The 11,866-nt window shown below is 71.2% G+C and carries 10 protein-coding genes and 1 pseudogene; 4 read left to right on the forward strand and 7 right to left on the reverse strand.

Annotated elements, in window-relative coordinates; translation table 11 throughout:
* Nucleotides 1–346: pseudogene (locus G6023_RS02555) on the reverse strand (hypothetical protein); the annotation flags it as partial.
* A gap of 76 nt (nt 347–422) precedes the next feature.
* Here G6023_RS02555 and G6023_RS02560 point away from each other — a divergent pair.
* On the forward strand, nt 423–1,235 hold the full coding sequence (locus G6023_RS02560; RefSeq protein ID WP_182634010.1) for a DUF3097 domain-containing protein: 813 nt from the start codon (nt 423–425) through the stop codon (nt 1,233–1,235).
* Here G6023_RS02560 and G6023_RS02565 read toward each other — a convergent pair.
* The gene (locus G6023_RS02565; RefSeq protein WP_227022273.1) at nt 1,219–1,854 is read right to left on the reverse strand and encodes a TVP38/TMEM64 family protein; all 636 of its coding nucleotides are present in this window, start codon (nt 1,852–1,854) and stop codon (nt 1,219–1,221) included. The genes G6023_RS02560 and G6023_RS02565 overlap by 17 nt on opposite strands.
* A gap of 138 nt (nt 1,855–1,992) precedes the next feature.
* Here G6023_RS02565 and G6023_RS02570 point away from each other — a divergent pair, with 138 nt between their 5' ends.
* The 3 genes from G6023_RS02570 to meaB all read left to right on the forward strand — a co-directional run bounded on the left by G6023_RS02570 (nt 1,993) and on the right by meaB (nt 7,239).
* Nucleotides 1,993–3,831 carry a methylmalonyl-CoA mutase family protein gene (locus tag G6023_RS02570; protein ID WP_347570701.1) on the forward strand — a complete coding sequence of 613 codons (1,839 nt, stop codon included), beginning with the start codon at nt 1,993–1,995 and terminating at the stop codon, nt 3,829–3,831.
* 1 nt (nt 3,832) lies between these two features.
* Nucleotides 3,833–6,139, forward strand: a complete 2,307-nt coding sequence (gene scpA / locus G6023_RS02575) for a methylmalonyl-CoA mutase (RefSeq protein ID WP_182634007.1) — start codon at nt 3,833–3,835, stop codon at nt 6,137–6,139.
* Nucleotides 6,140–6,231: 92 nt separating this feature from the next.
* On the forward strand, nt 6,232–7,239 hold the full coding sequence (gene meaB / locus G6023_RS02580; protein ID WP_182634008.1) for a methylmalonyl Co-A mutase-associated GTPase MeaB: 1,008 nt from the start codon (nt 6,232–6,234) through the stop codon (nt 7,237–7,239).
* Between the two features lie 149 nt (nt 7,240–7,388).
* Here meaB and G6023_RS02585 read toward each other — a convergent pair whose 3' ends face one another.
* From G6023_RS02585 to G6023_RS02605, 5 genes are all read right to left on the reverse strand, one after another.
* A complete protein-coding gene (locus G6023_RS02585) occupies nt 7,389–8,180 on the reverse strand; it encodes a class I SAM-dependent methyltransferase (RefSeq protein ID WP_069390477.1) in 792 nt (263 codons plus the stop codon).
* Between the two features lie 118 nt (nt 8,181–8,298).
* A complete protein-coding gene (locus tag G6023_RS02590) occupies nt 8,299–9,537 on the reverse strand; it encodes an RNA polymerase sigma factor (protein ID WP_241727633.1) in 1,239 nt (412 codons plus the stop codon).
* A 106-nt stretch (nt 9,538–9,643) separates the two neighbouring features.
* The gene (locus G6023_RS02595) at nt 9,644–10,009 is read right to left on the reverse strand and encodes a YciI family protein (protein ID WP_069390476.1); all 366 of its coding nucleotides are present in this window, start codon (nt 10,007–10,009) and stop codon (nt 9,644–9,646) included.
* Nucleotides 10,010–10,360: 351 nt separating this feature from the next.
* On the reverse strand, nt 10,361–10,558 hold the full coding sequence (locus tag G6023_RS02600; RefSeq protein WP_067714393.1) for a hypothetical protein: 198 nt from the start codon (nt 10,556–10,558) through the stop codon (nt 10,361–10,363).
* Between the two features lie 74 nt (nt 10,559–10,632).
* A partial coding sequence (locus G6023_RS02605; protein WP_241727631.1) for an acyltransferase family protein occupies nt 10,633–11,866 on the reverse strand: 1,234 nt, incomplete at its 5' end.

An 11,866-nucleotide genomic window follows, 5' to 3' on the forward strand; every position in this document is an offset into this window, starting at 1 on the left:
CGTCGGCCACGTCCGCGCGAACCGACGGGACCGGCGGCAGGCTCGAGGAGTCCCCGGGCGCCGTCGTGAGCAGGGACAGCGCCTCCGGCGCCGGATACGAACGCCCGGCGCGCCGCAGCGTCGTGACGAGCCCGGGCAGGAGTCCTGCCGGGCCGGCGGCGGGGGAGACCTCGGCGAGCATCGGGACAGGCGCTCCGACGATCTCCAGCAGGTGCGACTCCGCCAGGCCGGAGAGGTACGAGGTCAACTCGTCGAACGGTTGATCCGCCCACGCGGTGCGCAGGAGGTACAGCGGCAGCGGCCACGCCGGGGACAGCGCGGTACTGCGGGTGAGGGGTCGGGACATGACGATCAATCCTACCGGCGGTGTGCCGCCGGCACCCCCGGCGCGGCGACGGCTACCGTGTCTGGCCATGGCAGACATGTACGGCTCCGACATCCTGTCCGGCACGGCGCGACGCCGCCGCCCGGAGGTCCCCGTCGTCGACGCCGAACGGGGCCTGGTGGTGGAGGACGCCGAATCCGGGTTCTGCGGCGCCGTGGTGGGTTTCGACCGGTCCTACGACGGCGAGTTCGTCAAACTGGAGGACCGGCGCGGTCGGGTGCGCCTCTTCGCGATGACCCCCTCGGCGTTCCTCATCGACGGCTCCCCGGTCACCCTGCGGAAGCCGGCCCCGGCAACGCGGCGGGGGCCCGCGGTCACCGCGTCGGGGTCGCGGAAGGTCGAGGGACTGCGGGCCCGCACGGCCCGCGCGGGGCGAATCTGGGTCGAGGGCATCCACGACGCCGCGCTCGTGGAGAAGATCTGGGGCCACGATCTGCGGGTCGAGGGCGTGGTGGTCGAACCGCTGCACGGGATCGACGATCTGCACGCGCTGGTCACCGAGTTCGGCCCCACCCGTCAGGCGAGACTCGGCGTGTTGGTGGACCACCTCGTCGAGGGCAGCAAGGAATCGCGGATCGTCGCCGGACTGGGGCAGGACGTCCTCGTGACCGGCCACCCGTACGTGGACATCTGGCAGGCGGTCAAACCCTCCGCCGTGGGGATCCGCGAATGGCCGGTGGTCCCCCGCAGCGAGGACTGGAAGACGGGGATCTGCCGGCGGCTGGGCTGGGGCGAACCCGCGGACGGGTTCCGCCACGTGCTCGCCTCCGTGAGCACCTACCGGGACATCGAACCCGCGTTGCTAGGAGCGGTGGAGAGGTTGGTCGACTTCGTCACCGAACCGGCCTGACCGGCAGCGTGGCGTCGAGGACCATCCCCACCAGTCCGATCAGGGCGAACCCAGCGGTGGCCCACAGTGCGGCCGTGCCGTCACCCTCGGTCAGGGAATGCCCCAGGAGGACCGCGGCGACGGTCCCGGGCGCACTGCCGATGAGGGTGGCCAGCAGGAACTGCGGGTAGGAGATCGAGGTCAGCGCGGCGGCGTAGTTGACCACCGAGAACGGCACCGCGGGTACCAGCCGCAGACTGCCCACCGAGAGCCACCCGCGCCGACGCAGTCGTGCGTCGATCGAGGCCACCCGCGGATCCGCGCGCAGCGCGGCTGTCCGGTCGTGACCGAGGCGACGGACCCCGGCGAACGCCAGTGTCGCCGCGATGCCGGTGGCCACGAGAGACCACGGGATGGCCACGGCCGGGGTGAACAGGACCGCGGCGGTGTAGGTGAAGGTCGACCGGGGGATGGGCGAGACCGTGACGAGCGCGTAGGCGGCGAAGAAGGCAACGGGGAACCACGGACCCAGTCGCGTGGCCCAGTCACGGAACTGCTCCAGCCCCGGGGTCGGCACGAGGGTCGCGACCAGGACCACCAGCGCGACGGCCGCCACCCACGCCAACACCCGGTTCCGCACCGGGACGACTGTAGTCGCCGTGGTGCGGACGTCGTCCCCCACAGGTCCCCCTCACCGCGAGGGCGTGTTCCGGCTCCGGTGGGGCTGGACTAGAGTCCCGAGGTGACCCCCTTCACTCCACACGAGAACGAGGTACCGGTGACCAGTTCGACCACAGGTCCAGACCTTCACTCCTGGTACGCCTCTGTGGGAGCCGTCCTCGCGAAGGCCGCCCGCAAGGATCCCGCCGACATGCCCGAGGACGCCTGGCGCGCACTGGTCGCCACCACGCGCGACGGCATCGAGGTCAACCCGCTGTACACGCGGGAGGACGAGATCGCCGAGCGCCCCGCGCCCGGGCAGTTCCCCTTCGTCCGCGGCGGGGACCGGTCGGGGCTGCCCGAGAGCGGCTGGCACGTCAGCTCGCGCATCGAGGTCACGGGGGAGGCCTCGGAGGTCAACACCGAGATCCTGGACCTGCTGAACCAGGGTGTCTCGGCACTGTGGCTGACCGCCGAGCCCGCCGAGCTGGCAGCGGTCCTCAAGGACGTCTACCTGGATCTGGCCCCGGTCACCTTCGATTCCGGCGCCCGCCTGGTCGAGGTCGCCGAGTCGTTCCTCGCCCTGCTCGACGAGCGCCGCACCGCAGGTGACGGGGTCGTGGACCGCGCCGCCGTCATCGCCGACCTGGGGGCCGCGCCCGTGACCGCCGCGTACGCGGGGACCGGCACGATCGAGCTCGACTCCGCGGTGCAGCTGGCCACGCGGGTCACCGAGCGCGAGGAGACCATCCGGACCTTCGTCGCCGACGGCACGGTCTTCCACGCCGACGGCGCCGGTGACGCCCAGGAGTTGGCCTACGCCGTGGCCGTCGGACTGGAGTACGTGCGGGCGCTGATGTCGGCGGGGTTGTCCGCCGCCGCCGCGCTGCGCCAGGTCTCGTTCCGGCTCGCCGCCACCGATGACCAGTTCGCGTCGATCGCCAAGTTCCGAGCGGGACGGCTCATGTGGGCCCGCGTCGCCGAACTCCTCGGCGCTCCCGAGGCCGGTGGCGCTCCGCAGCACGCGGTGACCTCCATGGCGATGATGTCGCGGCGGGACCCGTGGGTGAACATGCTCCGGACCACCCTCGCCGCGTTCGGTGCCGGGGTCGGCGGCGCCACCTCGGTGACGGTCCTCCCGTTCGATGCCTCGGTGCCGGGGGGCCTCGAGAGCACCTCCCGAGCCTTCGCCTCGCGTATCGCCCGCAACACCCAGCTCCTGCTGCTCGAGGAGTCGCACCTCGGCCACGTCGTGGACCCGGCCGGTGGCTCCTGGTACGTCGAGTCGCTCACCGACGCGCTCGCCGACGCCGCGTGGTCGGCGTTGCAGACGATCGAGGCGGAGGGCGGCCTGACCGCCGCGATCTCCTCGGGGACCGTCGCCGACGCCATCGCCCGCGTACGCGAGGCACGCGACGCCGACATCGCCCACCGCACGGCCCCGATCACCGGTGTGTCCGAGTTCCCCAATCTCGACGAGCAGCCCCTCGACGCCTCCCGCCGTGGCGGCGACGACTACCGCTACGGCCGCGCGTTCGAGGACCTGCGGGACCGGTCCGATGCGCACCTGGAGGCCACCGGCTCCCGCCCGACCGTCCTGATCGCGGGCCTCGGCCCCCAGGCCGAGACGACTCCCCGCGTGACGTTCGTGGCCAACCTGCTCGCCGCCGGCGGCATCGAGGCACGCAATCCGGTCGTCACCGAGGCCGGGCAGTACGCCGGGGCGCACGAGGGCGAGCGGATCGCCGTGCTCTGCGGCGCGGACAAGCGCTACGCGACCGAGGGCGCCGACGCCGTCCGCGCCCTCCGGGACGCCGGGGTGTCGACGGTGTACCTCGCCGGCGCCGAGAAGGGCTTCCCCGCCGACGCCACCGACCGCCCGGACGGGTACCTGGCCCTCGGCATCGATGCCGTCGCCGCCCTGACCACCCTCCTCGACCAGCTGGGAGTGCAGTGACATGACGACCTTCCCCGATTTCAGCACCACCCCGTTGCGGGAGACCCCCGAGGGGGCGCCCCTGCCGGACGGTGTCGAGACCACGGCCGACCACGAGGTGGGTCCCGGCGTCGACGCGGACCCGACGTGGGAGACGCCGGAGGGTATCGACGTCAAGCGCGTCTACACCAAGGCCGACCGTGACGCCGTGGAGGCGGGCACCGCCCCGACCGACGACGGCGAGGAGGTCACCCCCTTCCCGTTGGACACGGTGCCGGGTGCGGCACCCTTCCTCCGCGGGCCCTACCCGTCGATGTACGTCAACCAGCCGTGGACCATCCGCCAGTACGCGGGGTTCTCCACGGCCGCCGAGTCCAACGCCTTCTACCGGCGCAACTTCGCAGCCGGCCAGAAGGGCCTGTCGGTCGCGTTCGACCTGGCCACGCACCGCGGGTACGACTCCGATCACCCGCGGGTCGCCGGCGACGTCGGCATGGCCGGGGTGGCGATCGACTCCATCCTGGACATGCGCGAGTTGTTCGACGGCATCGACCTGTCGTCGGTGTCGGTGTCGATGACGATGAACGGCGCCGTCCTGCCGATCCTCGCGTTCTACGTGGTGGCGGCCGAGGAGCAGGGGGTGACGCCGGAGCAGCTCGCGGGGACCATCCAGAACGACATCGTCAAGGAGTTCATGGTCCGCAACACCTACATCTATCCGCCCAAACCCTCCATGCGGATCATCTCGGACATCTTCGCCTACACGTCGAAGATGATGCCGCGCTTCAACTCGATCTCCATCTCCGGTTACCACATCCAGGAGGCCGGCGCGACGGCCGATCTCGAGCTGGCGTACACGCTGGCCGACGGCGTGGAGTACCTCCGCGCCGGTCTGGACGCCGGGTTGGACATCGACAAGTTCGCGCCCCGCCTGTCGTTCTTCTGGGCCATCGGCATGAACTTCTCCATGGAGATCGCCAAGCTGCGCGCGGGGCGTCTGCTGTGGAGCGAGCTGGTCGAGAAGTTCGGGCCGAAGAACGCCAAGTCCAAGTCGCTGCGGACCCACTCGCAGACGTCGGGGTGGTCCCTGACCGCGCAGGACGTCTTCAACAACGTCGCGCGGACCTGCATCGAGGCCATGGCCTCCACCCAGGGCCACACGCAGTCGCTGCACACCAACGCCCTCGACGAGGCGCTGGCTCTGCCCACCGACTTCTCCGCGCGGATCGCCCGCAACACGCAGCTGCTCCTGCAGCAGGAGTCCGGGACCACGCGGCCTATCGACCCGTGGGCCGGCTCGTACTACATCGAGTGGCTCACCGCCCAGCTCGCCGACAAGGCCCGTCTGCACCTCCTCGAGATCGAGGAGACCGGCGGCATGGCCCAGGCGATCGGGGAGGGCATCCCCAAGCTCCGCATCGAGGAGGCCGCCGCCCGGACCCAGGCGCGCATCGACTCCGGCCGTCAGCCCGTGATCGGCGTGAACAAGTACGTCGTGACCGAGGACCAGGAGATCGACGTCCTCAAGGTCGACAACTCCCGGGTCCGCACCGAGCAGCTGGCGAAACTGGACAAGCTGCGGGCGGAACGGGACGAGGACGCCTGCCAGGCGGCCCTCACCCGGCTGACCGAGGCCGCCTCCGGCGGGGCGGGCAGCGATATGGACGACAACCTCCTCGCCCTCGCGATCGACGCGGCCCGCGCGTACGCCAGCATCGGGGAGATCTCCGACGCGCTGGAGAAGGTCTACGGTCGTCACAAGGCGGAGATCAAGACCCTGTCCGGTGTGTACCGGCAGGAGGTCACCAAGGAGGGCGCCGTGGACAACGTCACCCGGGCCATGCGGATGGCCGACGCGTTCGCCGAGCAGGAGGGGCGCCGTCCCCGCATCCTGCTGGCCAAGATGGGACAGGACGGCCACGACCGCGGTCAGAAGGTCGTGGGCACCGCGTTCGCCGACCTCGGGTTCGACGTCGACATGGGCCCGTTGTTCCAGACGCCGGAGGAGGTGGCCCAGCAGGCCGCCGACGCCGACGTGCACGTTGTGGGCGTGTCCTCCCTGGCCGCGGGTCACCTGACCCTGGTACCCGCACTGCGTTCGGCGCTCGCCGGGGTGGGGCGCGAGGACATCATGGTCACGGTCGGTGGCGTCATCCCGCCGGGTGACTTCCAGGAGCTCTACGATGCCGGGGCCGCCGCGATCTACCCGCCGGGCACCGTGATCGCCGAGGCCGCCATCGGGCTGCTCGACGCGCTCGCCGGCGAGCTCGGCCACGACCTCTCGTCGGCCGCCTCGGGTGAGGGGGCCGGCTCGGAGGTGACGTCCTGACCCGCCTCGGCTCCGGACCCGACCCGGCCGGTTCGGGCAACCTGTCGGGCAGTCTGTCTACCACGGCCGGCACCGGCTCGGTGCGTGGACCGGTGCCCTCGGCCACCGGGCCACGTCCGCGGCGCGAGATCGATGTCGACGCACTGCTCGTCGGCGTGCTCGAAGACCACCGCCCGGTCCTTGCCCGCGCGATCACACTGCTGGAGTCCACGAACCCGGCGCACCGGGAGAATGCCCAACAGCTCCTGTTGGGCGCGCTGCCGCACGCCGGTGGGGCGCTGCGGATCGGCATCACCGGGGTGCCGGGGGTCGGCAAGTCGACGTTCATCGAGTCCTTCGGCCTGTACCTGGTGGAGCAGGGCCTCAAGGTCGCGGTCCTCGCCGTCGACCCGTCGTCCACCCGCACCGGCGGCTCGATCCTCGGCGACAAGACCCGCATGGCCACCCTGTCCACGGAACCGAGGGCCTACATCCGGCCCTCGCCCACGTCCGGCACGCTCGGGGGCGTGGCCAAGGCCACGCGGGAGACGATGGTCCTGCTCGAGGCCGCCGGGTTCGATGTGATCGTCGTGGAGACCGTCGGTGTCGGCCAGTCCGAGGTGACGGTGGCCGGGATGGTCGACTGTTTCACGTTCCTCACCCTCGCCCGCACCGGCGACCAGCTGCAGGGCATCAAGAAGGGTGTCCTCGAGTTGGCGGACATCGTCGCGGTGAACAAGGCTGACGGCCCGCACGTCAAGGACGCCTCGCGGGCCGCCCGCGAACTCGGGGCCGCCCTACGGTTGGTGCGTCCTGCCGACGCGGTGTGGAAGGTGCCCGTCCTGACCATGTCGGGACTGGAGGCCGAGGGACTGGACCGCTTCTGGGACGCCGTCCGCTCGCATCAGGACACGATGAACGGGATCGGCGAGGTGGAGGCGCGGAGGGCGCGTCAGCAGGTGGACTGGACGTGGTCCATGGTCCACGACACGCTGATGGCCCGGCTGGCCGCCGACCCGGAGGTGCGGAAGATCGCCCCGGAGGTGGAGCAGCAGGTGCGCGAGGGCACGCTGACCGCGGCCCTCGCGGCGCAGGCCATCATCGACGCCTTCGACTCCTGAGCCCCGCCGGGCACCGTCTTGCGCAGTGCGCAGGCCGCGCACCCCCGGCCTGCCCCGGCGAGATCCGCTACTCTCCCTACCCGTTCGCTACCCCGATTCGGATAGCGGATCCGGAGGGAGAGTAGCGGATTTCGTGTGCCGCGGCGTGGTCAGCGTTTGCGCAGTACGAACCCGACCGCGCTCATGTGCTGGTCGTGCGCGACGAAAGTCCTGCGCATGGCGAGAACCCGTCGTCGGGCGTCCGCGTCGCGGAGGAGGTTTCGGACGATCCGGGCCACGCCGACGATGCCCTCGTCGGCGAGGACACGGCGGGGCTGGAGCAACGCCATCGGGCGGAGTTCGGTGCTCTCGACCTCGAAGCCGGCCTCGTCGAACAGGTGGGTCCACTCCGCTACGGTCAGTGGCCGCGCGTTCACCCGGATCGAACGGGCGAGGTCCTTGCGGATACCCGTCTTGATCTCGTCGTCCAGGGTGTCGGGGACCAGGCACAGTTCGTGGACCAGGTACCGCCCGTCCGTCCCGAGCACCCGGCTGGCCTCGGCCACGATCTGCCGCTTGGCCGAGTCGCCCTGCATGGTGAGCATGGCCTCGCCCACGACGATGTCGGCGGACGCGGTCTCCAGACCGGTTTCCTGGGCAGTCGCCACCACCAGTTCACCCCGGCCTCCGATTGCGTGGCGCGCGACGGCGACGGCGTCGGCATCCGAGTCCACGCCCACATACGAGGCCGGGCTCTCGTCGAGCAGCAGTGTCGCTGTCAACCCCAGTCCGGGAGCGAACTCCACTACGCGTTTGCCCGTCACGGTGGTGGCCGAGACGAGCCAGCCGGACAGTTCCTTACCGCCCGGACGAAGGACCTTCTTGCCCATACGCGCCAGGAGCCAGTGCCCGGCGACGGACTCGGGGTCCCGGTCGTGCTGGGGGAGCGGACTGGCGGTCATGTGGGATCCTCCTCGGGGATACGGCGCCGACACCTGGAGGTCGCGGCGTGAGGTTAGCCTAACCTGCCTTGAGTCGAGGGGGAAGGGAAGGCGTGTAGAGCTACGCGACGCACGAGCTTCAGGCGTCCCACCAGCGCTGCAGGAGGTAGTCACGCTCGGCGTCGTTGCGGGCGAGTGCATGGGCGCGGACCCACGCCCGGCGCGCCTCCTCCGGACGCCCGAGCAACTCCAGGGTGACCGCCCTCGCCTCGTGGAACGGGTGGTGCTCGGCGAGCGCCGGGTCCGCGGACAACTCGTCCAGGTGGGCGATCCCCACCTCCGGCCCGTCTCGTCGCCCGATGGCCACCGCCCGCGCCATCCGGACCACCGGGCCGGGAGCGAGGATCACGAGCACATCGTAGAGGGCCACGATCTGCCGCCAGTCCGTCGACGCGAAGTCCGGGGCCTCGGCGTGCACGGCGGCGATGGCGGCCTGAACGGAGTACGGGCCCGGGCCGCCCGCGGCAGCCTGCTGTGCGAGCGACAGGCCTTCCTCCAGCAGAAGACGGTCCCACGTGCGGCGGTCCTGGTCCGGCAGGGGAACGGGCATCCCGTCGCGACCGGTCCGTGCGGACGCCCGGGCCTCGATCAGCACCATCAACGCCAGCAGACCGGTGACCTCCGGCTGGGTGGGAATCAGACGATGGACGATCCGGGCCAGCCGGATCGCCTCCTGCGTCAGATCCCTCCTCAGGTGGTTCGCCCCCTCCGTGGCGGCGTACCCCTCGGAGAAGACCAGATAGATCGCCGCCAGGACGGACGAGAGCCGAGCGGGAAGCTCCGCGCTCCCGGGCACCCGCACCGGGATCCGGGTGACCCGCATCCGCCTCTTCGCCCTGACCAGCCGCTGCTGCATCGTGGGCACCTGCACCAGGAACGCCTGGGCGATCTCGGCGGTGGTCAGCCCCGCCAGGTACCGGAGCGTGAGCACGACCTGCTCCTCGACCCTCAGGGTGGGGTGGCAGCAGGCGAAGAACAGCTCGAGACGCTCATCCGGGATTTCGTCCGGATCCGCGGGCGAGACCTCCACCGCACGGGCCACCCGGTGTTCCTGCTCGACGTGCAGCCGGGCCAACCGCTCCGTCAGAGCCCGCTGTCGCCGGAGTCGGTCGATCGCCTTCCGCGCCGCGGTGGTCATGAGCCAGGCCAGGGGCTTGTCCGGCACACCGGTGACCGGCCACTTCTCCAGCGCGGCCGCGAAGGCGTCCTGCGTCGCGTCCTCCGCGAGGTCGAGGTCGCCGAACCGCGCCACGAGAGCCGCGAGCAGTCGCGAGCGGTCCTCCCGGCGCAGCGCGCCGAGCACGTCGCGAACCGCCAGACCCGGGGCCGCGCTCTCGCACTCCCCGGGTCGGCGGTCACCGGGCGCCCCGCGCTCGGTGCCCACGGCGTCTCCTGGTCCCTCGGTCACCGGTGCCCGGCGTCCGTCAGTACTCTGCGATGGCCCGGACCTCGACCCGGCCACCATGCACTCCCGGGCATCGCCGCGCCCACGCGAGCGCCGCGTCGATGTCGGGCACGTCGATGATGATCGTGCCCCCGACGAACTCGCGGCTCTCCGCGAACGGACCCGAGGTGATGACGGGGTCGCCGCCACCGGCGGGGGCCGCGAGACTGACCGCGGTCTCCGGGTCGTGCAGGGCGAAACCGCCGGCGAGGACCCCCGCGGCCTCGAGTTCGGCATCGAACGCCATGAACGCCTCCGGTCCGGGCCCCTCGACGGCCCCCTCCGGCCCGGCCTCCCCGCACCGGACGTCGTCGATGTTGCCGAAGAGTAGAAGCACGTACTTCATGTCGATCTCCTGACTGTGACTGGTGGATGCCGGCCGCGGTGAAGTGCGCCGACACCTTCATAACGAACGGGCACCCGAAGATCGACAGGTCCGCGGAAGGAATCTCCGCGCTCGCGGATTCCGCTCCCGGGGCATCCGCGCAGGAGATGTCGCCCGCGGCTGTCTCAGAGGCCGCGCGACTACACTCTCGCGGGCACACGAGGCTCACAGCCGTCAGGGTCGGATGCACACGCCGGCATGCTCACCCACACGCGACAGCTCGTCTGTGAACGACGCGGACGCGAATGGAGTCGGACAGGAGACGACGGGGGAGACGACAGATGCCGACTCCGAGCCCGCCGACGCTCCGGTTCAGTACCGTTCGTCCGGCACCCGACGGCTCCGCGAGCGCATCGCGAACAGCAGACCGATCACGAAGAGCACCACACCGGCCACCATCAGGATCACCGCGAGGGTGTTCGAGTCGATACCCGGAATGCTGATCTCGACCGCGTACATGAGTATCGCGCCGAGCACCACGAGGACCACTCCGCCGCCGATGTAACCCATAGCTGTTCTCCTTCGTCGTGAGCGTGCGCGTGTCCGCGCTTGTGCGCTCACCCTACGAGAACACGGCTCCGAATTCAGGCGTGCGGGGAGAGCAGCTTTCGTGCCGGTTCCTCGATGAACCGGTGGCTCGCTGCGCCCGCGGCCAGCGAGCCGGCCACGGTGACGGGCCAGATGACCCCCATCCGCTGGTCCCATAGCCGCGTGCGGGTGAGGGGGAACGCGGCGTGCAGGACGAGCTGATGCCACAGGAAGATTCCGTACGACCAGGTGCCGACCTTCTGCAACGGCGCGGACTCCAGGACCGGGAACCGCGTGCCCTCCGGGGCGAGGACCACCGGGGCCAGGACGAGGAACGCCATCGTGCCCGCCAGACCGGTCCGGGCCGCGAACTCGACGGGGCCCGGGTGGACGAATCCCTCGGAGAACCATCCGGGAACAGTGGTGGCGACCAGGGCAGCGCCGCCGGCGATCCACCACCCCCACCTCGCGAGTCGATCGCGACACATCCGGGCGAGCGTGCCGGGCGGCGCGGTGACGACCTCGGCCAGCAGCATCCCCGCGGCGAACCAGGCGGCGAACGACGGCGGGAGGATCTGGACGTTGACGTCGGCCGGCAGGATGCCGAGGGCGTGCCACGGGAGCATCGGGAACACGAGACCCGAGGCACCGAACGCGGCGATCGCCGGGATACGCCACCGGGCGGAGTCGCCGCGCAGGTCCTTCATCGCGGTCCACAGCAGCGGGAAGGCGAGGTAGTACGCCATCTCCACGGCCAGCGACCACGCGTGCGTCAGCCCGGCGACGAGGAAGTTCGACGTGTAGATCTGCGTGAGGGTCAGGTTGGCGATCCAGGAATCCGGGCCGTTGACGTGGTTCTGCTCGAGCAGCAGCATCGCGGCGGCGACCAGCACCGCGTACGACGGCAGGATCCGCACGAGACGCGAGCGGAGGTACTCGCGGGTCGGCCGGGCGGTTCCCGGCTCGTCCCTGCGCGCGTGGGCGGCGTGGGCTCGCCACAGCAGGAACCCGGATTTGGCGAAGAAGACGGCGACCGCCAGGTCGAGTCGCCCGAACAGCCGTTTGACGGGTGACCCGGTGGACGCGCGGGTGACGAAGGCGACGTGGGTGGTCAGCACCCCGACGGCCGCGAGGCCACGGATCCCCTCGAGGGCGGGGACGAATCCCCGGGCCCCGGCGAGTCGGCGTGGCGCCGAGCCGGCCGAAGTCGCGTCCCTGCCCGCCGGGTATCCCGAACGGGTGGCCGTCGCGTGGCCCGCACCTTCGGAGGACGCCGCACCGGGGCCTGCC

It is taken from the genome of Dietzia sp. DQ11-71, assembly GCF_014144995.1.
Lineage (GTDB): Bacteria > Actinomycetota > Actinomycetes > Mycobacteriales > Mycobacteriaceae > Dietzia > Dietzia kunjamensis.